The organism is Mesorhizobium sp. M0088, assembly GCF_040322895.1.
Classification (GTDB): domain Bacteria; phylum Pseudomonadota; class Alphaproteobacteria; order Rhizobiales; family Rhizobiaceae; genus Mesorhizobium.
The window spans coordinates 123170-145335 of record NZ_JAMYUI010000009.1 but is presented as its reverse complement, the minus strand read 5'-3'; the positions used below and the strand labels follow the sequence as shown (position 1 = coordinate 145335).

The following is a 22166-nucleotide window of genomic DNA, read 5'->3' as shown; positions in this document are numbered from 1 at the left end:
ACACATAGCTGATCCGCTCAACCGTGGTTTACCCCTCAGAAGCTGTCACCTGACAGCCTTTCCGGATCTACATACTCACCCGTCTCGGGATTCCAGAATACATGTTTCCAATCCTGGCCCGTGGCCTCAACTTGCTCATGCGGCACCCAAGCGTCGCCGTCTCCGCGGTTCTTATAGCGATACATCAACATTTGAGTATCGCCGAGCATAAACAGTCTTGGCTCAAGAAGCTCGCGCTCAATCAACGCACCTGCGATACGGACGCTCACTATGCTGCCCGGCTCAAATACGATCAGTTCTCCGTCCGGTGCGACAAGCTTTTGATCCGTTCGAGCCTCTCCTTCAGACAACGAAACGAACCACCCGCTTAGCTTTTCAACAACCTCCTTCGAAACCAGCGCATTTGTTCCCGCCATATCGGCCGCCCTGCCAAGGCGTTCAAGGTACTCACCAAACTCTTCGAACAGCGGCTCAGTGAGCCGTAGGCCACCATAGATGCTGTCGTAAACCACTATGGTGTCGGTTGCCCGTTGAGGAACACCCTGCTGATAGAACGCGATGTGGGTGTGCGCGCTGTCAACGTCGGTCGGGGCGATGCTTTTCTCCCGCAGAAGCATCTGTTTCAACGCCTCTGCTACCATTGCTCGCACATTTGCCTGCGGGCCGCTCCCCGCGAACCACGGCTCCTGAATTCTAAGCACGAGGCCGGTTGTGCCGAACTCCCGCTGTTTTTTTGTCATGGCAGGGTCTTGGCTTCGCAAGTCCTTGTATAGGAAAGGTTTGCTACCAATCTGGAAGCCCAAAACTGCTTCATTCACCTGTAGAGAGACTTCAGCTAGCAGTCCGGTTCCACCTGTTAGGAGTCGACCGGATACTACCTCTTCTGTGCCTGTGCCCACATTGACCGACTTGTGCAGGATTGGTCGCGTTAATGTTTGGCTCTTTGCATCCTCTAGGCGTATCGAACGATCATAGGAACTGGACTTCCATTCCCGAACCTTCATCGGGCGCTTCAGGTGGAGGTAAAGAGCCCCAGGATAAGCTTCTCGGATTGCCTGATTAAGAGCAATATCCCCTATTGCCTCGGGATCGCTACGAGAGCCCTCTTTCAGCTTGTAGTTGGCTTCACCCACTTGGCGGAGGGGATAGTTGAAATGTGGGGAGTCGGCTCCAAGGAGCGCGATCAACTCGTATTCCCTTGGTCTTCTAACGCCAGGTTTTGCAAGGGCATATACCTTTTCGAAGGAAGCCGGCCACTGAATCCCAGGTGGGATTTGGTTGTCGTTAAAACCAAGCTGTTCCGACTCGTCCATGAGGCAACGGGCATGTGCAAACTGAATGAACCTATTATCCAAGTATAGATAGGACGGTTCGACGGATCCGGCGTAGTATTCCGCAAAGCTCGAACCCAACTGGGTGAAGGCGTGACGCGGCGCGATCACGGCGAATACGCCGGCCGAAGCACGACCCACGCGACCAACTCTCTGCCGAAATGCCTTCTTTGATTGCGGCACTCCGAGATTCATGCCCACGGTGAACCCACTGATGTCGATACCCACTTCGAGCGCCGAGGTGGCTACCACGCCGCGCAATGCGCCGCGTCGAAGTTGCTCCTCAATTTTCTTGCGGTCCTGCCCCTCATATCCGCTGCGATAGGGGAGAATATCGTCGTGCCCAATGGATCGGGTTACCCGCTCCACTCCTTGCCGAGAGTTGTGGAATGCGAGGAAGGAGTCCGAATCAGCATGCGACATCTCGCGGATAACGTCGGCTAACATTGCTTCCCCAGGACCGCCCGATTCAGGACCATCGATGTGCAGTAATGTGCGACCGTGGCTCGGCGAGCCGTCCTCCTCCTCCATCACCACCTCGAAGTTCCATCCTGTCAGGCAGACCATGTGGTCGACGGGCGCATAGATGGTTGCGGTTGCCGCGATGATCTGGAGCGGAATAGGTGACCGCCTATCTTGCGCTGCGCGTCGCCGCGCAACGAGAAAACGACGGAAAAGATAGGCCGCGTTGCTGCCGAACACTGATTCGTAAACGTGTGCTTCATCGATGACGAGGTAGCGAAGCTTCGCTAGGAATTCCTTGAAACTGGGCGCGGACACTTGCCGCATGAACCAGGCCTGCAAAATGTCAGGCGTGACGACGAGAATACGCGCTGACCGCAAGGCTTCTTGCCGCTCGTCCATTCTGACATCGCCGTGCAATTCGGCGACAGTATTGTCAGGAAGTCCAAAGTCGCGCACTAGGCTCCGCCAACGCGCCAGCTGATCTGACAACAGCGCCTTGAGTGGGTATACGACGATTGCTAGCCCATCACCTTCAAGCAATTCCCGCACAATGGCGAGTTGGAAGATCAGCGACTTCCCTGATGCGGTACCCGTTGCAATGACTACGTTCGAGCCGCCCGCAATTTTGTCGAGGGCCAAGCTCTGGTGGTTCCAAGCTGTATCAGCCTGACCGAATTTTGACTTGAGCCAGTTGCGGATCGGGCCGCGACTAAACTCGGTCGGGAGTTTGCGAATAAGCTCGCGCCTGCCTTCGGTCTCAATCCGCTCGACAATCGTGAGTTTTCCACTCGCAACAATCGAATCGAACGCCTCCTTCATGTTCATTGCACTTCCCCCAAATGCATGTGTTACTCGGCAGTCGGTCGGACCTTTGACGACATGGATGCTGTTGACGGCTCTGTCCGCGCTGCGGCATTGTCAAATTTGGTCGCTTTCTTCCGTAAGTCGGCTAGGCGGTCGGATAATGCCCCAAACGCGCTGCCATCCAACCGCATGATCACAGTCGTGCCGAGGGCGTGAGTATCAGCAACCTCAACTTTGTCATCCTTCCAAGTCGCAGCCTTCGAACCGGACAGGAGCGAAAAGGAGCCGCCGTACGCGCACAGGCCCCTCACCATATACAAGCCATAGCCACTGTTAGCCCAAGCATCGCCTGAGCGCTGATTTCGCCAGGTCTTGGAAGAAACACCTGGTTGAACTGCGAGCCGAATAGCTTCTAGGTCGTCGATAGTGGAATGCTTTGGGTGTGATGAAAGCGATTTCGCAATCCCCATGCCGCGATCGCTAATAATAATTTCTGCCCTTTGAGACGCAGGCCAATATTGCGAGGCGTACGCATAATCTTCTGATCCGCTGTGCTCGATCACGTTCCGGGTGATCTCGCGAAGAGAGTAGGCAAGCGTATCGAATGCATCTCCGGTTTTGGTCTGAAGGAGTACTTCGGCAAGCTCTTCGGATGCAGTTTGTATTACATCCCCATGATGCCGCTTTTCGCCGAACGCTTGATTTCGGATGTCATCGGTCTTTATCTTGGTAATTGGAATGAACCGGTCCGTAGATTTTACGGCAGCAGGAGCATAACCAAAATTGAGACCAAAAAATTGAAAGAAGCCTGAGTGCGCCGCGTAACCGAGATGTTTGTAGTTAGTTGCTGTTCGTTGTGCCTCAGGTCGCTCCTCTCGGAACTGGCGAAGCGCATTCCCGACTACAATCATCCAAGCAGGAGTAGCAAAACCCACGGCGCCGAAGTCAAATTCATAGGCGCCTTTCTCCGGCAGTTCCTTAAGAAACGAACTAAAGCCGAGATAATCGTTGTCAGAGCCTGGAACGCTAATCTTATGGATCATTCCGACACTTCGTTTTGCTGCCGCTTTCAAGTGCTACATTAATGTATCGATTTCCCTAAGATTTTGATAGCTGCAGTTGATTGTCCCGAAGCGAAACCCGGGTGGGCGCGCACCTGTGCTGGAGTGGCGATCCCAGTCAGCTGATACGATGTGAGATCCTGTCACGCAGATCGAGTGGCGAAGGCGAGGCTAGATAGCGCGACCCATCCGAGGTAAGGCTTCGTCCACCAGGGCCGACGCGGATCAAGTCGAGACGAGACAAATATTTAGATACGATCACGAAGTCGGTCCTATTCGAAATGCCCGAAGCCCGGCGGTTCTAGACCGGCTCAAGGGCAGTGCCAACAAGCCGGTGCTGGATATCAACCCGCTGTCGGCGATCGCGCCCGGAATATTCAGGTCGATTCGAGTACCGCGACGCGCTCCTATCGCGACTCTCATTTCGCCAAAATACTGAGCACCAATTCGACGCCCGGAACTCCTGCTGGCACCAACTGCCCTATCGGCAGAGGATGGGGCGCAAATGGACGGCACTCCTCAAGGATATCCAGGAGCGCCTTGTCCGCCGTGATCACCCGGTCGGTTTCCAATAGGTAGGTAAAGAGCTGGTTGTCCGCCCCCGAGCCCTCAGTCACCTTACGGAATCGCTGAGCAAAGGAATGCGCCCACCGCATCCACTGTCGGGGCAGAGCTTCCAAGCTGACGAGGTGTAGCCAGAACTCGACCCATTCTGGGCTATTCAGTAGCCCGCTGTCAGCTTCAACGAAGGGTGCAATCCAGTCGCGATAGGCATTTCCGGGGCGGGACAACGCATAGGTCACGCACGCCCAGCTCTCGATCCGCCAAGCTTCTACCATCTCGCCGTTCCAGCCGGGAACTGGATAGGGCAGCGCTGCGAACGTCTTGTCCATTGATGGGTTGGTCTTCCAGCCTACCTCCATCATCTCCTTGCGCGCCCCTTTGATTTGCTCGAAGGCTCGTTTGAGCAATGTGCCTTCTGCCGCTTGCTGGTGGATGGCTTCCTCTTCCGGTGATCGTGCGCACCTGACCCAGAATCCTCCCATCTTTCGAGACCAGTCTCTCCGGCTGCGATCAAAGAAATCTTTGTCGGGCTGCGGGCGGAGCCAGTCCGGCCTGAGCCGCTGGACCTCACTCAATATCTCCATAGCCTCGCTATACGCTTCGGGCATCAAGCGCTCGAAACGGCGATTCGTCATAAGAGAGATTAATCGATTGCGTAGCGGCACGTCACGAAGGCGTAGAGCCTCGTAGACCACGGCTGGGGCAATCTGAACCGTGTAGCTACCATGGCGAGCGGCTTGCAAGAGCGCTCCTTGCTCGCCCCCATCTATCACGTACCGCCATATGCTGGAATCCAGCAGGGCGCGCTTTCTTCTTGCTTGCTGCCCGTTGATGGCGCGTGCCATGGTCGGTGACATCCATTGATTGATCTAGAGGGAGTACCACGCGCTGGGACGCCGATGTGGGAGGGTTGGCCCATGTCGCCGAACTCTACGCTCGTCAGTCGAACCAAACACACTTGGTTATTCCAAGGCAGTGCGCGGCTGCTTCCACGAGTTCCCGGGTTGACGGGCGAACGTACCTCGGCGCGGCTCGAAATAGAAATGCTGTTAGTTCCGTGCCGCGAGTTCCGTAAGATCGTTCGAACAGAGCACCTAGTAGCGATTTCCAATCGTCCGCTCGTCCCCACGCCACAAACGCGCCGTCGGTGAAACGAAAGCCATGGGGTTTTATGAAGCTTTCCACGACGTCTTGGCGGAGTCGCTGTAGGACGCGCAATACCTGGCCTTCATGCAGGTTAAGCTGTTGGCGGCTGAAGCCTTTGAGGAGCGTGTCCTTGATATAGACCCTTACAGACCGAGCATCCATGTGGGCGGCGAGGGTTCGGCCGATATCGCTGTCGGTCCATTGCTGATAATGGCGCGCTTTCTCCGATTGGGTGAGCGAATCCCACTGGAGGCGGTCTGCCGTTTGCCAAAGGCGCTCCCTAATCACGTCTCGGATTTCCCTCGGGACGGTCAATGCACGCCCCCGTGCGGAAGCGTGTTCGGATATTCGAAGCTGGGCAAATCTAACGTAGGATCCCCTTCTCGAAGCAACAGGGACGCTTGGTCCTTGACCCATTCCATCAGGAGGGAGCCGGCGGACCGATCCGCGAATTCGATGAGATGGCCGCCCAATGGCAGCTTCTCGGTCGGCGCGTTTAGTCCCGCCATTCGTTCCAGTTCGGTGACTTCGGCAATGCGGCGCAGATCTGTTACGAAATCAAGGATAACCACCTTGTCCTTGCCTGGCTTTATCCGAAGACCGCGGCCCAGTTGCTGCACGAAAATGCGACGGCTGTGGGTCGAGCGCATGAACGCGATCAGATCAACGTCGGGTACATCGACGCCCTCGTTGAATAGATCGACCGTACAGAGGACATCAATGGTACCCCTCTTAAATTGCGACATCAGCTTGTCTCGCTCGCGTGCTGGCGAGGCTCCGAACATCGCTTCAGACCGGAAGCCGAACAGGCGAAGCGTCGCAGTGAAGTGCTCCGCGTGATCGACGCTCGGCGAGAAGACTAGCGCGGACTTGCGGTTCTCCTGCTTGAAGACGTCGGCGAAGATGCGAGCCGCTTCTTCGTCCCGGGTGGGAATAATCAGCCGCCGGTTCAATTCAGTCAGCGTGTAGCCATAGGCCGAGGCGTTCTGAATAAATTCCCAGTCAATGTTATCAGCAAGCAGCCGATAATCGACCTCGCTCAAATAACCAAACTTCAAACCCTCAGCGATGCCAACGCGAGAAAGAGGTTGGCCAAGGACGCTATCAATGTCGAATTCGTCGCCGCGCCATGGGGTGGCAGTCACGCCGGCGAGCCGCTTAGGAGCGAGTTTATGCAACACCTCCTGATATGTCCGCGAACCTATGTGATGCGCCTCGTCCACGAAGACAGCGTCAAATTCCGGCAGCTTCTCAACCCGGCTGTGAACCGTCTGAACCGTCGCAAATGTGACTCCCTCCCAGTAGGCAGGTTCCTCTTCCGGCGCGAGAAGATGTGTGGCGACGTTCTTCGGCAGCTGTGCCCAGAACCCGATTTGGAGCTGGCGAACAAGTTCACGCTTGTCGGCGAGAACTAGGATGCGTCTGTTTTCTAGGGCGCCGGCGTCAAAAAGGCGCGATGCGACCTCGGCCATCACGACCGTTTTTCCCAGCCCCGTCGCCAGGACAAGTTGGCCTCGACCTGTCTCCTCCAGCGCAGCAAAAAGACGATCACAAGCGTAGTCCTGATAGGGTCGTAATTCCCTGCGCGCAGGCGGCAGATCGGGTACGCTCGCCATAATCTGCATAAGTTTGTTTGGGCTGAGCAGCTCGACCTTGAACCCAAGTTCCTTTACACGGGCCAACTCGTCGATAAGGGCTTTGCCTGGCGCGCGGCTGGTCGCCAGAGCCATGCGATGGGCTTCGTAAAATCGGCCAGCCGCGAGCACCTCCTCGACCGCTGCTTTCGGGGGTGATGAGGTGCTCGTGAACTTACATTGGACAACCCAAACTTGGCCGGCCTTCACGCCCACGACATCGGCGCCCATGTCGCCGGTGCCACCGACGATGCGGACATCGTCGAACCCCGCAAACATAAACGCTCTTGCGACGTCGCGCTCAAAAGCCTGCCATGGACCGTCGAGCAGGCGGCGCTCATCGAGGAACGGGTGGCTCACAGGATTTCCCGGTCAGGACGCAGGAGACTGACGGACATCAATCCTCGGACCAGCTCCTCCTTGCGAATGTCGCCTAGAATTGTGCTGTCAGCCTCCGCGAGCCAAGAGGCGTCCGAGACGAGCGACTTCGCTCGGTCGATGACTTGCTGTTTAGCGCGCTCGGTAAGCTGGGCGTCACCATAGTCAAGCGAGGAATAGGGTGTGTCCCAGAACGTTCCGTCGAAGACGAGGTTCGGGAACGCCTCGATAATCTGCCCGAGGATCGTCACAGGTGCGGCGGTGAGAAACGAGCCGTCCGCGATTGGAGCTGCGGGCGCGATACCTTTTCGAGCCAGTGCTCGCATGACATCGGACCGTTGCTCAACAGTGAGGGCGTCGAACAGCTTGCTGGTTTCAGTGCCTGGCATGTTGTGGAGAATCGCTCTAGCCAATGTGGATAGCGCGTCGCTCGCGTCCAACGCGATCATTCTAGCGTCTAAGCTTGCCGTCTGGGCGTAGTGCTCACGATAGTAACCTAGCAGCGCCGCATTGGAAGGCGCTACTTTCGCGGTCCGCAGATACTCGCCGGTGAGAAACGAGAGTTCGATGAGAAGCGCGTCTAGAGGTTCGAGCGTGATGGAACGAAACACATCGGCTCTTGGCTTGAACAAGAAATGATAGGTCCTGGTCGCGACGTCGCCCATAAGGAGACTCCAGGCGGCGTCAGTGCCGATGTCTGGATCATGCGCGACGCACTCAAACGCCCTAACGGTGAAGGTTTGACCAGCTGGGGCGTAGACATAGGTTCTGGATAGGCTCGGAGCCTCGCGCCGTTGCGCGCGATAGTCTGGCGAGGGTGGTGGCGGGACCTGTGGTGCTTCCGCTTGTGGCTGCTCAGGCTCGTCGAGCAAGCCTTCCGGCAGCTCATCGTCATCACTACTGTCGTCACCCGGCGCGCCGGACGTTGTAAGCAGCCGCCGCTCGGCCTCCTCGATGAGGCGCCACCAATGGGTATCCTCCTGATAATCGGGATGTCCGTCATAGAACTTTTGAGAGAGTTCCTTGGCGATCCCATTGTCGGGGACCGCCAGGAGGCGCCTCCAACCGCCAGCGACGCTGCTATGCGGCCTTATTCGGCGGAACGCTCGATAAAGCTTGAAGAGAGGACTGCTGTTGTTGGTGTGCCCGAGTTCTCGAGCCTTCTCTGGACGTAGCGGCCCTTCGCCACGAATGAGCTTCACCATTTCATCCCAAGCCGGGTCAGTCCTGTCGAAGCGTTCCTTGGCGAAATTCACTCGGCAGTGATCAATGTGGATTTCGCCCACAAACCGACCGCGTCGGCTCGGGTCATCGATCGGGTATTCAGGCTCCTCACCGTTGTCGCCGCGCCAGATGAAGAGGTCTTTGCTGCTGAGCTCGATCTTCCGTCCGTTCCGGATGAAATCGAGGCCGAAGTCGACGGTATCCGCATAGCGTTGTAGGCCGATCCAACCATGTACACGCCGTGCTCGTCTCTGCAGAGTTCCTTCGCCTCCACACACCGGGCACACCTCGGGCGCGGCTGTCGGGATTGCGACCCAGTTCATGCAAGATATGCAATGGTGGCGATCGCCGAGAGGATAGTTGAACGTTTGGACAGCGAGCACCTCGCCAAGGTCGGGCAACTCGGCTGATCGAGTTTCCCCCCAAAGACAAAACGGGCGCGATTGGACCACGCGGTTATTTAGATACAGCTTGAACTCAATTGGGTGGCCATTAGGTCGGAGCATCGCGGCATAGGCTTGCGACAGCCTCTTTCTGAGCTGTGATTGATTGCCGGACTTCGCAAGCCACTGGCGCTGAGCCGGCTTAAGCCGACGTATGATAATCTTCGTTCCGTGGACAGACGTGTCGGGCTTCGGCGTAGTTAGCAACGGGGTTCGGAAATTCCCTTGACGCTGCAGGCGATCGAAATCGATCTCAAGACCATGCCATTCCGCATCGCCGGCCTGGGTCGTCCACACTTCAGTGGTCAGGCCTAAGCGCGCGGTTGCAATGTTGAACCCCATTCCGAAAAGACCGAGATTGTCGGTGGGATTGTTGCCAGACCAACCCGCCTTCACGGCTTTCTCGAGGTTCTCGGTCGTCATTCCCGGACCGTTGTCGACGATCTGAACGACGGCCTCCTCTCGGTCAGCTTCCGGAAGGGTGATCTGGACGACGGGATCGCCTATACCTTCGCCACGTCGCTTCGCGTGAAGAAAGCCGTCAATCGAGTTGTCCACCAACTCACCAATGCACCGCCACTGGTCGAGGTTGATTTCGCCGAGCATCGGGAGAACACGCGGCGAAGGAGCGAGATCAAACTCCCTCGTGCCGGCCGTCTCAGGCATTGGTTGCGCCATCGTCCCCCCGTCGATTCGGTAGTGCGTGTACCACCGTAGATGATACAAGTTCCGGGGGCGATGATGAAAGAGCGACATACAGAAGATCTTGAGGCCTTCTTGGTGCGGATGCAGCCGACGCTAAACGCGGCGCTAACCAAACTGGCCGACACGAGCTTTCGAGCCGATCCAATCGGAGGCGCGAAGTATTCACGCGCGACAAGCATTATTAGTTCTGCCTACAAGCGACATGGCCAGATCCTGGGCCGCGCGCTGCTTGAGAGATTGAAGGATTGCGGACGTTTCCAAGTATGGACCGAGGACGAATTCAAACTCAGCCCAGCTTCCCGACTTGAACTGCAAAAAGCCATGCCGCCCGCCGCCTATAGAGAGATATCAATTTCATATGGCGAGTATGATCAAACCATACCGGTTGATCTTCTCGTTTTCGACAGCGCTAACGGCAGTATCGGGTCGTACAATGTGAAACGTGGCAACGGCGAATATGATGCTGGGAAAAAGCGCCTGATCCTGAACGAGCTTCTGCGCACCCAAATGCATCTCAGGGGCTATGCCCGTTCGATGGGGATCCCGGCGCGAGGCGCCACCGCCAACATCGTATTCTACTACGGGCTACGGTCCATCCCTGAACCATTCTCGTTGGTCGGAGATGACCTCGATCAGCACTTCGATTTTCCTGTTCAGGCCGCGATTGAGGCGGTTAACGCTCGATTCCGCGATGGGCTCTACGCCCTGATCGAGCATGGAGCTATCTGACTGACGATATGCGCCTAAAGGTCTGAGAATAGATCTTTGAAAATCCCGCGCGACTCACCTGATACATTCCCGGGCACGGAGGAATGACTGAGAAACCCGGGCTCATAATCCATGCTACGCTCCAGCGCTTTGCGGCAAGGCGGTATCCAGACAAGGCGGGTGTCCGAAATCAGTGGCTTTCGCCAGACGATCCAGGCGTATCCGGTCGCAGTAGACGCCTTTGGGTCTAACCGCCCTTTTACCATCGGCACTCGCTCCGAGAATTGAGCGACCATTGTTGGAGCGAATTTGGAGAAGAGCCGCAGGTGTCGGCCAATGCTCTCGAGAAAGACGGTGCGCACTAGAAGGGCGACGCCGACGCGCGCGATTTCGTGAGCGCGGAGAAAGAAGTCCTCAGCCAAGCGAAAGGGCGGGTTGGTGATAACCCAGTCGGTGATCGGGCGGCTTTCAAGCGAAAGAAAATCGCGGCGATCACCGTATCCGAAGCCGCCGATGTCGCTCACTTCCAGCGTACGAAAGTAGGGTCTCAGCGCTTCAGCCATGTGGCCGCGTCCACACGCGGGTTCGAGACAACTCATCGACCCGACGTCATCTACTCCAAGCACATGCTCGATGAGCGCCCGAGCGGCCCACGGTGGAGTCGGAAAATCGTCTAAACTATCGGCGGCCTCGTACCTTTGGGCCATGACCGCATGGGACTTGTTTTGGGTAACATTCATTAGATCGCTCTAGCGCCCGCCTAGTCCATGTACACTAGTAATGTAGGCGAATCGAATTGACGATCCGACCACATCACGGTGATTGTTCCGGGTGTTCTCGGTTCGGCCAACAGAATTGAATGGCGGACAACACGAGATCGCGTTACCGACCGCAGAACAACCCGGCGGCAACGCATTCCCGAAGATCATAGACGGGAGTGAATGATAGATAGGATAACTCATGCTCGGCCGGCATGGGCGTTCGCTCGATTCAAATGTTCGCGAACTGACGAAGCCACTACGTGGGCGAGGTCGACCGGAACAGCGTTGCCCAGTTGACGCATCGTCTCGCTCCAGGAGCCGTGAAATACATAGTCGTCCGGGAATGTCTGCAGCCGCGCGCTCTCGCGCACCGTGAAATAGCGTACCGAGCCGTCGGAACGGCGCAGCATGTTCTCGCCGCCGGGTACCCCATGAACACCTGCCTTCAAAGTCTTGGCAGGTTCGTCAAGCGGGCTTCCGGTATGTCCTTGGTACGAGCGGGCGCCGGCTTGCAAGCGGTGGTCCTTGAACCCGTGCGCCGCCTGTGGCGACAGTTCGGGATCCGGCAGCCCGATCAGCGCGTCGCGGGTGGTTGCCCACGGAAGCGTGGCAGGCCTAACGGTAATCGCCTCGGCAGCGCGTACCGCAGGCTCGTCGGCCAGGCGATGCCGCTTAGCTATCTCATGCCGATCCCAATAATCGCCGCCTCGATACTGATCCCATAGGAGCGCGTCACGGGAATGCGTCTCGCGCGGGAACGACCATTCAACGCCCAGGTCCGAGCGAAACCCAACGAAGAAGACGCGCGCACGCTTTTGCGGCACACCGTAATTGGCCGCATTGAGCACTTTTGGCGGGAGCACCCGGTAGCTCAGCCCTGAGGACCGGCTCGAGGTGTGGTGCTGTTCTAATCGCGCGCGATGACCAAGCCATGTCTCATCGGCACGAAACACGATTTCGGGATACGTGAGTTGAAGGAAAATGTAGCTGAAATAGATCGCGAACGTCTCGCGAGTGAGACCCTTCACATTCTCAAAAATAAACGCTGACGGTTGGGTCTCGCGCACGACACGCACCGCCTCTGGCCACATGTCGCGATGATCATGCTGCGCGCGATGCCTCCCTCCCAATGAGAAGGGTTGGCAGGGTGGGCCCCCCGTGACCAGATCGATGCCGGCGAGACCATCAAACGAGAGACTGCGGACGTCAGCTTCGCGCGGCTGCGGCCAGTGACGCACCCCATCCGATCCCCGCGCGCGGTTCTCGCGAATGGTGTCGCAACACCAGCGATCCCATTCTACCACTTCGATCGGCGTGAACCCCGCCCGGCTAACCCCTAGTCCTAGGCCCCCGGCGCCTGCGAAAAGCTCAATCGCCTTCATCAATCCCCTCGACAAACCGATAAAGTCTGTTTCCCAATTGTTCTCTATCCTTCATCCTACATTCCCACACAAGCAGCACCCGCCATCCGAGCGCTTTAAGTTGCGAAATATTTTCCACGTCGCGCTCGCGGTTAGCCTCCAGCTTCGGCACCCAGAAGTCGAGCCGGCTTTTCGGCAAACGCGCAAGGCGGCACGTTGGATCGGGGTGGCGGTGCCAGAAGCAGCCGTTCACGAAAATCGCACACTTGCGACCGCGAAACACAACGTCGGGCTTGCCGGGTAGGTCCCGTGCATGGAGGCGGTATCGGTATCCCATGTGCCACAGCTGCCGCCTGACGATCAGTTCGGGCCTAGTGTCCGCGCCGGTGACGCGCGCCATGCGCTGACTTCGTTCGAGAAAAGTAAGGGTGTCGGCCACTAGGCAACGATAAAGTATGAGTGGGCCGTGGGAAAGCGTCCTTAAATTTGAGCGAGGCCTGCACTGCGCACGCTTGACAAGCAACGATCGATCCTGACGCAGGTCGGTCAGCCGGTGAGCATCTCCGCCCAGTGCACCACGGCAACGGGCGGCGATGGTGTTCGCGCCACATGCGACTCCGAGGAAGCAATCCTCGGGGGCCTTTCCTCTGGAAACGATTCGAAACAGGAACGCCTTATGGACCGACGCTGTCGATGTTCTCCGGGGGCCTTCCCCAGTCGAGGACCATTAGGCTGCAAGCCCACACCCGATCGCCAAAAGGGCATTGGTCGGGCTGCGGTTTGCAAGACCTCAAAGCAGCCGATTAGTCCGCAAAAGGTCATAACTTATGTCCGCAAGAATCCCCCGCCGTTCATGGTCCGCTCTAAAGCAGTCGTGAATTAGCCTAGGGTCTACTCTTCTGCAGGGTCGGTCGTTTGCAAGCTCACGCTCTGAACCCAGCGCGTGCGGTTCGTTTTGCGCTCGTGTATAGCCAGGAACAGAGCTCGTCCGTTGCTCAGCAGCGCGAGTGCGTCGCTCGTAAAGCGTGGGGAAACGCGAAGCCATGCCGTCCAGCCCGGCTGGCCGCGGATCTTGTCGATCAGCCCCATGCCCGGGGGTGGCTTGTAGATCGGGATCTGCCTACCGCGGTATTGACGATATTTGGGCGAGCCGTACTCATCGCGCTCCTGCACATCCTTGAGCGTCGCACGAATGTCGCCTGAGCCCAAGTTGTCGCCATAGATTGTGACCTCATAGGTGTCGCCCGCCCGTTCCTCTGGGTAGGTGGATATTCCGGCGACGGTCAGTCGCGTAGTGAACCGATACAGTGGGTCGTCATCATCCGAGTTCCAAGCGGACTCCGGCGTGTAGACGTTGTAGTTGACCGCAGCTTCGACGCTCGCCTCGCAGTGTTCTACTCTGATGGCGAGTTGCGTGTGTACGTCTTCGTCCCCCTTCTGGCGCTTCGTCTTGCGGGGCATGGGATCATCCGCCTAGCTGTTCATCGATGGATGATGGCTTGAGAGCCATCCGCCCAACCTTCGCGCATCGTAGCCCAGATCAGGCGATACATTGCGGTTTTGCTGGCGAAAGCTGCTGTGACTCGGCTATCGCGCAGCAGCTGAATCGGCTGCGGTAGCACTGCTTTTTCGGGTCTCTTATCGGGACCGAAGTTTGGATGGGCGAGCTAACTTATTGATTTTGTTGGTACGCCCAAGGAGAATCGAACCCCTGCTACCGCCGTGAAATGACGTTGGGCGATACTGAAGTTAGTCCAAGGCCTTCCGTCACGCGCCGATCGCGGCAATCATCAGATCAGGCCCATAGCGAAACCAGATTCTGTAGATATGCTGTAGATCAGCCGCTTTCCGGAGATTTTCAGGATCGACTAAGCACTTGAAAATGGTGGCTCCCCGGGCCGGATTCGAACCAGCGACCAACCGGTTAACAGCCGGTTGCTCTACCACTGAGCTACCGGGGAACGGATGCTCTTATGTGAGTGGCGCAGCCTATAGCTGCCCTTTTCGGCTTTGCAAAGAAGCTTTTCACATTTTTCCGAGGCTTTTTCGCGCAGGCCTTTCTCGCAATCGTCGACGGTTGCCCTCATATTAGCCGTCTTGGCAGGGATATGGAACCGAAAGCGCGGCGGCGGCTTTGGTTCCAGCATGCTTGCGAACAATCAAACGGGTCAATTTTTCGAGACGATGACAGCACAAGACAACCAGATGCCGGCGCGGAAAATCTCCGTTTTCGGGCGCGAGTTCAAAATGCCGCGCTCGCGCGGGCTCAGAATCACGATCGGCATCCTGCTGACCATCGGCGGTATCCTCGGTTTCCTGCCGATCCTCGGCTTCTGGATGGTTCCGCTCGGGCTGCTGGTGCTGTCCTATGAATTCGCCGTGGTTCGCCGTCACCGGCGTCGCTTTGTCGTCTGGTGGGAACGGCGTCGCCGGCCCGATTGACCGCCGATAGCGCAGGGTGGGTGTTCAACGGGCGGCGTGTTCTTCCAGTGCCTCATGGATCTGCTTGAGAATCGCCGCGGCCGAGGCAAGCCTTGCCCTGTCGTGCGGCGACAGGCTTGTCCGCACCTTCGATGGACAGACGGTCGATTGCGCAATGCAGAAGCTCTCCGCATTGTAGCAGGGACAGGCCGGACGAGGCACTCGTATTTGCTGCCATTGTCCGGCGCATGGCTCTTCCTCCTGCCATGTCCAACGCACGGGCCGCCGATGAGTTTCTCCTCCGGGCAGGCTATGCTTAATTGTCCGCTAATGGAGCGGTCAGGCCCGGTCCGACGATTTGCCGGATGCCGTCCGGACTGACGCCAGGAAACCGTTCGGAATGCACGGTGGCCGCTTGACGGCATTTTCGCCGCAACCTATTGGAACCGGGTGGAACGCCGGGAGCAATGAGGCCTCGTGGCGGAGTGGTTACGCAGAGGACTGCAAATCCTTGCACCCCGGTTCGATTCCGGGCGAGGCCTCCAATGCCCGGGCCCCCGCGCGGCAGCGCAGGGGCCTGAAGTTCCTGACACAATGGACCGCGGTTCTGGCGCGGCAAGCGGATTGGTTGGGACATGAGCGCTGATTTCTCCGAACTACGCGTCAAGATGGTCGACGGCCAGGTCCGCACCACCGATGTGACCAGCGCGCCGCTGCTTGATGCAATGCTTGTCATCCCAAGAGAGATTTTTGTCGGCGCCGCCCAGCGCGATCTCGCCTATATCGACGAGGACATCCGCATTGCCGCCGGCGCGGACGGCGCACGCTACCTGATGGAAGCATCGCCGTTGGCCAAGCTTATTCAACTGGCCGAGATCAACCCGGCCGATTCGGCGCTCGATGTCGGTTGCGGAACCGGCTACGCCTCGGCCATCCTCTCGCGGCTGGCCAGGTCCGTAGTGGCGCTTGAAAGTGATTCGGCGCTGGCGGAAACCGCCAGATCGACGCTTTCGTCGCTGGGCTGCGGCAATGTGACCGTCGTCCAGGGCGCGCTGCCGCAAGGGCATGCCGCCCAGGCGCCTTACGACGTCATCTTCGTCGGCGGCAGCGTCGCTGAAGTCCCTGTGACGCTGCTGGACCAGCTCGCCGAGGGCGGCCGCCTTGTCGCCGTCGAAGGGCAGGGCAATTCCGGCGTGGCTCGTCTCTTTTTCAAGGCCGGGGGGGTTGTAACCGGAAGACGGGCATTTAATGCGGCAATTAAGCCACTACCGGGGTTTGAACGCATTCGTGCTTTCGAATTCTGAATGATTTGGCCTTGCAGCAGAGGCTTTGTCATGGTCGCTTGCATTTGAACGATCGCTGCTGATGCCAAACTGGGGGCACTTTGGGGTGAGCAGCAGGGAACATCGAACACGCGGCGCCGGCTGATCTATGAGAGAAGCAGGCGCGGCGCGGTTCCCATGGAAAACGAATGAGGGTTTAACCGTGCCGTCTTTACGCAAGTCACTTTTCACCGCCGTCCTCGTTTCGGCGACCATGCTGTCCCCACTGGCCGCTTCAGCCGAAACCATCTCCGGCGCGCTTGCAAAGGCCTACCAGTACAATTCTTCGCTGAATGCATCCCGCGCCGGCGTTCGCGTCACCGACGAGGGCGTCGCCATCGCCAAGTCGGGCTACCGTCCGGTTGTCACCGGCTCGGCGAATATCGATTATTCGAGCAGCCATCTCAACGGCACCAATTCAAGCGTGCGGCTGACCACCGGCAATTTTGGCGTCCAGATCGACCAGACGCTGTTCGACGGCTTTCAGACCAGGAACAATGTCGCTGCCGCCGAAGCGCAGGTCCGGGCTTCGGTCGAAAGCCTGCGCAACACCGAAGAGGGTATCCTGTTCAGCGCGGCCCAAGCCTATATGAACGTGATTCGCGACCGGCAGGTCGCCGTGCTGACCGAGCAGAACCTGCAGTTCCTGACCGAGACGGCGCGCGCGGCGCGTTCGCGTTTCGAAGTTGGTGAAGGCACGCGCACCGATGTCGCCCAGGCCGACGCCTCACGCGCCGCCGCCGTGGCATCGCTGAGTGCTGCCCGGGCGCAGGCGCTGGCAAGTGCGGCGCTCTATCGCCAGATCGTCGGCGACGAGCCGGGCAAGCTCAAGGGCGCTTCGCCGGTGGCAAAGCTGTTGCCGTCGAGCCTCGCCGCCGCCGTCGGGGTGGCTTCGAACGAGCATCCGGCCATCCTTGCCACGCAGCATCTGGTCGACGCGGCAGCGTTTTCGGTGAAGTCGGCCGAAGGCGCGCTGTTGCCGCAGCTCTCGGCTTCCGCCGGCGTTTCGAGCGCCTATCGCAATACCTCGCCTTTGCCAGGCGTCGGTTCGCAGGATGGCACGACCAATTCGGCCAGTGTCGGGGCAACGCTGACGATCCCGATCTATTCGGGTGGCCGCACCTCGGCGATCGTGCGCCAGAACAAGGAATCACTCAGCCAGGCCCGCATCCAGGTCGACGTCAGCCGCGACCAGGTACGCCAGGCCGTCACCGCCGCCTGGACCGAGTATACCGCCGCGCAGCAGCAGCTGACGGCCAACAGGCAAGTGATCGAGGCCGCGAAGCTGGCACTGAACGGTGTCATCGAAGAACGCAATGTCGGCCAGCGCACCACGCTCGACGTCCTCAACGCACAGGCGACGGTCATCACCGCCCAGATCAACCAGGCCGGTTACGAACATGATGTGGTGGTGGCGAGCTACGCCATCCTGCAGGCGACCGGCCGTCTGTCCGTCGACCGCCTTGGCTTGCAGGTAGCGAAGTACAAGCCTGAAGAGCATTACAACGCGGTCAAGGACAAGTGGTACGGCCTGCGCACGCCGGACGGCCGCTGAGGCGTTCGGCCAGGACTGGCCGTGTTCCCCGTTTGAGCAGGATCTTTCGCACTCGGGGTCAGATCGCGCTAATCTGTTGAAATCCCACAAGTCCCCAGATTGGGGATTCTCGTGCGGCGATCCGTCGGTTACGCTGTCGCCATGATTCGATCCGGCTCTGCCGGAGCGGAAACCCACAGGGGTCACAAAGGCGGCGGATGTGACGATGGCAACGGCAAGCAGCGCACAGCGCGAACCTTCCATGGAAGAGATACTGGCTTCCATCAGGCGGATCATCGAGGACAGCGACGGCGGCCGCAAGCAGCCGGGCGACGCCGATGAGCTGAGCCAGGATCTGGAGCGCGCGTCGAGCGCCCATGCGGCGCCCGACGTGGAAGCATTCCGTGCCGACCTGCATGCCGCCCCCGAGGGCAGAAAGCCGGTGACGCTGGCGGAAGTCCAGGCACAGTTGCCGGCGGCCGAGCCGGTGGTCGCGCGCATGGAAACGCCTGCGCGCCCCGATCCCAGCCCGGCAAAGCCATCGATGACACTTGCCGAAGTCAGCGCCCGCGTCGCCGCCGAGCCAATCACGGTTGAATCGCCGGGATCGCGTCCTGTCGCCGACGCTTCCATCGCCGATTGGCGTCGCGAGATCGCCGCGGTCGGTGAGCAGGCGAGGGCGGTGTCGGACCGGAGCGAGGCACGCAAGGCGGCTGCCCAGCCGTCCGTGGAGACTCCAAGGGACGAACCGACCGCGAAAGTAGCCGTCGAACCCGAGTCGTCTCGTCCGGATGCAAGCGTGGTGCGGCCGGTGGCGGCCAGCGACGCGCCGCGTCCGGCAATCGTTTCCGAGCATACCGGCCGTCAGGTCGCGGCTGCCTTTGGCGAGCTTTCCGATGCGTTTGCCAGCCGCAGCAAGAAGACATTCGACGAGATGGCCGAAGAGATGCTGCGGCCGATGCTGCAGGATTGGCTGGACAACAATCTGCCGACACTGGTCGAAAGGCTGGTGCGCGAGGAGATCGAGCGCGTGGCGCGCGGGGCGCAGTAGCTCCCCATGCCGATTGCTAGAGGAAACGGCGCCTTCGTGGCGCCGTTTCTTTTGGTGAGGTCAGTTTGTTGGCAGGACGGCGGATCGCTTTCCGTTGAAATGACCAAGGCCGCGCCTATCTGGTTGTGAGGATCCGAGACAGCCCTTGCGGTTGACTTGGCCAAAACCTTCCGATTTACACCGGACCAGCAAAACTCCCGACAGCGCGGACCATTTTCCCATGCTTGAAAAGACCTACGACGCCAAAACCGTCGAGCCGAAGATCGCCAAAGTCTGGGAAGAGGCCGACGCGTTTCGCGCCGGCGCCGGGGCCGAGGAGGGGGCGGAAGCCTTCACCATTGTCATTCCGCCGCCGAACGTCACCGGTTCGTTGCATATGGGGCACGCGCTCAACAACACGCTGCAGGATATATTGGTGCGCTTCGAGCGCATGCGCGGCAAGAACGTCCTGTGGCAGCCGGGCATGGACCATGCCGGTATCGCCACGCAGATGGTGGTCGAGCGCCAGCTGATGGAAAAGCAGATCCATCGCCGCGACCTGACCCGCGAACAGTTCATCGAGAAAGTGTGGGAGTGGAAGGCCGAATCCGGCGGCGCCATCTTCAACCAGCTGAAGCGCCTCGGCGCCTCGGCCGACTGGTCACGCGAACGCTTCACCATGGACGAAGGCCTGTCCAAGGCCGTGCTCGAAGTGTTCGTCACGCTCTACAAGGAAGGGCTGATCTACAAGGACAAGCGCCTTGTGAACTGGGACCCCAAGCTGCTGACCGCGATCTCCGATCTCGAGGTCGAGCAGCAGGAGGTCAATGGCAATCTCTGGCACTTCCGCTATCCCATCGAGGGCCAGGTCTTCGACCCGGAAAACCCAACAACCTTCATCACCGTGGCGACGACGCGCCCGGAGACGATGCTGGGCGATACGGCCGTCGCCGTGCACCCTGACGACGAGCGATTCCGGCATCTGGTCGGCAAGAACATCGTCCTGCCGATCGTCGGTCGCAGGATTCCTGTGGTGGCGGACGAGTATTCCGATCCGGAAAAGGGTTCGGGCGCGGTCAAGATCACGCCGGCGCATGACTTCAACGACTTCGAGGTCGGCAAGCGCCACAAGCTGCCGGCGATCAATATCCTGACCACGGAGGCGGCGGTAAGCCTCAGGGGTAATGAGGATTTCCTTGCTGGTCTCGAGATGACGCCGGAGCGCCAGATTGTCTGGGACGAACTCGACGGCCTCGATCGCTTCGTCGCGCGCAAGAAGATCGTCGAACTGATGGAAGAGGGCGGCTTCCTCGAAAAGATCGAGCCGCATCGCCACGCCGTGCCGCATGGCGATCGCGGAGGCGTGCCGATCGAGCCGTTCCTGACCGAGCAATGGTATGCCAATGCGGCGGAACTGGCCAAGCCGGCGATCGCTTCCGTGCGCGAAGGTCGCACGAACTTCGTGCCGAAGAACTGGGAGAAGACCTATTTCGACTGGATGGAGAACATCCAGCCCTGGTGCATCTCGCGCCAGCTGTGGTGGGGTCACCAGATCCCGGCCTGGTACGGGCCGGACGGGCGCGTCTTCGTCGAGAAGACCGAGGAAGAGGCGCTGAGCGCCGCGATCGAATTCTATCTGGCGCTGGAAGGACCGTGGAAGGCCTGGGTCGAGGACAAGCTGGAGAACTTCAAGCCGGGCGAGATCCTGACCCGCGACGAGGATGTGCTGGATACCTGGTTCTCATCGGCGCTGTGGCCGTTTTCGACGCTGGGTTGGCCCGATGAAACGCCCGAGTTGAAGACCTACTACCAGACCGACGTGCTGGTGACAGGCTTCGACATCATCTTCTTCTGGGTCGCCCGGATGATGATGATGGGGCTGCACTTCATGGAAGAGGAGCCGTTCCATACCGTCTATGTCCATGCGTTGGTGCGCGACAAGAACGGGCAGAAGATGTCGAAGTCGAAAGGCAACGTCATCGATCCGCTCGACCTGATCGACGAATATGGCGCGGATGCGCTGCGCTTCACCCTGACGGTGATGGCGGCGCAAGGCCGCGACGTGAAGCTCGATCCGGCGCGCATCGCCGGCTATCGCAATTTCGGCACCAAGCTGTGGAACGCGACGCGTTTTGCCGAGATGAATGAGGTCGCGCGCAATGACGACTTCTGGCTGAACGATGCCAGGCTGGCGGTCAACCGCTGGATTCTCACCGAACTGACGCGCGCGGCGCGCGAGATCACCGACGGCATCACCTCATACCGCTTCAACGAGGCGGCGGGTGCCGCCTACCGCTTCGTCTGGAACCTGTTCTGCGACTGGTATCTGGAATTGCTGAAGCCGGTGTTCATGGGCACCGACGAGGCGGCCAAAGCCGAGAGCCGTGCCTGCGTCGCCTTCGTGCTCGACGAGATCTATAAGCTGCTGCATCCGATGATGCCGTTCATGACCGAGGAACTGTGGGCGCAGACCGCTGGCGAAGGCAAGCAACGCCCCTCGCTGCTGTGCCATGCCGCGTGGCCGTCGCCGGACTTCGAAGACGCCGAGGCTGCAGCCGACATCAATTGGCTGGTCGACCTCGTCTCCGGCATCCGCTCCGTGCGTTCCGAGATGAACGTGCCGCCGGCAGCCATTGCACCGCTCGTCGTGGTCGGCGCCAACAATGTGACACGCGAACGGCTTGTCCGCGAGGATTCGGCGATCAAGCGGCTGGCGCGGGTCGGCGACATCTCGCTTGCCGATGTCGCGCCCAAGGGTTCGGCGCAGATCGTGCTCAACGAGGCGACGATCTGCCTGCCGCTTGGCAGCCTGATCGACCTCGCCGCCGAGGCCGCTCGGCTGCAGAAGGAACTGGCCAAGGTGACCGAGGAGATCGCGCGCCTGCACAAGAAGCTGTCGAACGAAAGGTTCGTCGCCAGCGCGCCGGCCGAGATCGTCGATGCCGAGCGTGAAAAGCTCGCTGAATACCGCGATGCGCAGGACAAGCTGTCGGTCGCGTTGGCCAGGGTTCGCGACGCCGGTTGAGGATAGATTCGCGAGACTTTAGCCCTCTCTAAAGTGCTGGTTTTTCGCGTTGAAAATCTGCATGCCGTTGCGTTAATATTGACGTAAACGGAAGTTTTAGCCCCATTGTTGCCATAATGTAACAATGGGGCTCCTGGAGCCCAAAAAAGGCCTGTTTTCGAGCCTTTTTGGATGGTTCTCTCTGTTTTTTGAGAGCCGCTCAGCCTTCACAGACCATTTTTCGGCTTTGCCGCACTAGGTTGCATTTCC

15 protein-coding genes and 2 tRNA genes are annotated in these 22166 nt (G+C 59.1%); 7 read left to right on the top strand and 10 right to left on the bottom strand.

Features of this window, described 5'->3' with window-relative positions; genetic code table 11:
* Positions 1-35: 35 nt before the first annotated feature.
* The 5 genes from NKJ67_RS13165 to NKJ67_RS13145 form a co-directional block, all read right to left on the bottom strand.
* On the bottom strand, positions 36-2621 hold the full coding sequence (locus tag NKJ67_RS13165; protein WP_352581582.1) for a DEAD/DEAH box helicase: 2586 nt from the start codon (positions 2619-2621) through the stop codon (positions 36-38).
* A gap of 23 nt (positions 2622-2644) precedes the next feature.
* Entirely contained in the window at positions 2645-3643 is a 999-nt protein-coding gene (locus tag NKJ67_RS13160; protein ID WP_352581581.1) for an ATP-binding protein, read from the bottom strand.
* A 437-nt stretch (positions 3644-4080) separates the two neighbouring features.
* The gene (locus NKJ67_RS13155; protein WP_352581580.1) at positions 4081-5070 is read right to left on the bottom strand and encodes a hypothetical protein; all 990 of its coding nucleotides are present in this window, start codon (positions 5068-5070) and stop codon (positions 4081-4083) included.
* Between the two features lie 612 nt (positions 5071-5682).
* Positions 5683-7365 (bottom strand): DEAD/DEAH box helicase family protein, encoded by a 1683-nt coding sequence (locus tag NKJ67_RS13150; RefSeq protein ID WP_352581578.1) that lies wholly within the window; start codon positions 7363-7365, stop codon positions 5683-5685.
* Positions 7362-9716 carry an ATP-binding protein gene (locus tag NKJ67_RS13145; protein ID WP_352581576.1) on the bottom strand — a complete coding sequence of 785 codons (2355 nt, stop codon included), beginning with the start codon at positions 9714-9716 and terminating at the stop codon, positions 7362-7364. The genes NKJ67_RS13150 and NKJ67_RS13145 overlap by 4 nt, the downstream gene beginning before the upstream one ends.
* A 75-nt stretch (positions 9717-9791) precedes the next feature.
* On the opposite strand from NKJ67_RS13145, the gene NKJ67_RS13140 reads away from it, so the two are divergent.
* Positions 9792-10484, top strand: coding sequence for a hypothetical protein (locus tag NKJ67_RS13140; RefSeq protein ID WP_352581575.1), 693 nt, complete (start codon positions 9792-9794; stop codon positions 10482-10484).
* 14 nt (positions 10485-10498) lie between these two features.
* Here the strand turns inward: NKJ67_RS13140 and NKJ67_RS13135 are convergent, their stop codons facing one another.
* The 5 genes from NKJ67_RS13135 to NKJ67_RS13115 form a co-directional block, all read right to left on the bottom strand.
* A complete protein-coding gene (locus NKJ67_RS13135) occupies positions 10499-11026 on the bottom strand; it encodes a class I SAM-dependent methyltransferase (protein ID WP_352581574.1) in 528 nt (175 codons plus the stop codon).
* A gap of 395 nt (positions 11027-11421) precedes the next feature.
* Positions 11422-12606 carry a DNA cytosine methyltransferase gene (locus NKJ67_RS13130; RefSeq protein WP_352581573.1) on the bottom strand — a complete coding sequence of 395 codons (1185 nt, stop codon included), beginning with the start codon at positions 12604-12606 and terminating at the stop codon, positions 11422-11424.
* Entirely contained in the window at positions 12593-13024 is a 432-nt protein-coding gene (locus NKJ67_RS13125) for a very short patch repair endonuclease (protein WP_352581572.1), read from the bottom strand. The genes NKJ67_RS13130 and NKJ67_RS13125 overlap by 14 nt, the downstream gene beginning before the upstream one ends.
* A 452-nt stretch (positions 13025-13476) precedes the next feature.
* On the bottom strand, positions 13477-14046 hold the full coding sequence (locus tag NKJ67_RS13120; RefSeq protein WP_352581571.1) for a hypothetical protein: 570 nt from the start codon (positions 14044-14046) through the stop codon (positions 13477-13479).
* 425 nt (positions 14047-14471) lie between these two features.
* A tRNA-Asn gene (locus NKJ67_RS13115) sits at positions 14472-14546 on the bottom strand.
* A 223-nt stretch (positions 14547-14769) separates the two neighbouring features.
* On the opposite strand from NKJ67_RS13115, the gene NKJ67_RS13110 reads away from it, so the two are divergent.
* The 6 genes from NKJ67_RS13110 to NKJ67_RS13085 all read left to right on the top strand — a co-directional run bounded on the left by NKJ67_RS13110 (position 14770) and on the right by NKJ67_RS13085 (position 21917).
* Positions 14770-15027 (top strand): hypothetical protein, encoded by a 258-nt coding sequence (locus tag NKJ67_RS13110; RefSeq protein WP_352581570.1) that lies wholly within the window; start codon positions 14770-14772, stop codon positions 15025-15027.
* A gap of 450 nt (positions 15028-15477) precedes the next feature.
* Positions 15478-15551, top strand: a tRNA-Cys gene (locus NKJ67_RS13105).
* Between the two features lie 90 nt (positions 15552-15641).
* Positions 15642-16310, top strand: coding sequence for a protein-L-isoaspartate O-methyltransferase family protein (locus NKJ67_RS13100; RefSeq protein ID WP_352581568.1), 669 nt, complete (start codon positions 15642-15644; stop codon positions 16308-16310).
* A 181-nt stretch (positions 16311-16491) separates the two neighbouring features.
* The gene (locus tag NKJ67_RS13095) at positions 16492-17883 is read left to right on the top strand and encodes a TolC family outer membrane protein (protein ID WP_127322716.1); all 1392 of its coding nucleotides are present in this window, start codon (positions 16492-16494) and stop codon (positions 17881-17883) included.
* Between the two features lie 205 nt (positions 17884-18088).
* Positions 18089-18913 carry a DUF2497 domain-containing protein gene (locus NKJ67_RS13090; protein WP_352581567.1) on the top strand — a complete coding sequence of 275 codons (825 nt, stop codon included), beginning with the start codon at positions 18089-18091 and terminating at the stop codon, positions 18911-18913.
* Between the two features lie 220 nt (positions 18914-19133).
* Positions 19134-21917 carry a valine--tRNA ligase gene (locus NKJ67_RS13085; RefSeq protein ID WP_352581566.1) on the top strand — a complete coding sequence of 928 codons (2784 nt, stop codon included), beginning with the start codon at positions 19134-19136 and terminating at the stop codon, positions 21915-21917.
* Positions 21918-22166 lie beyond the last annotated feature (249 nt).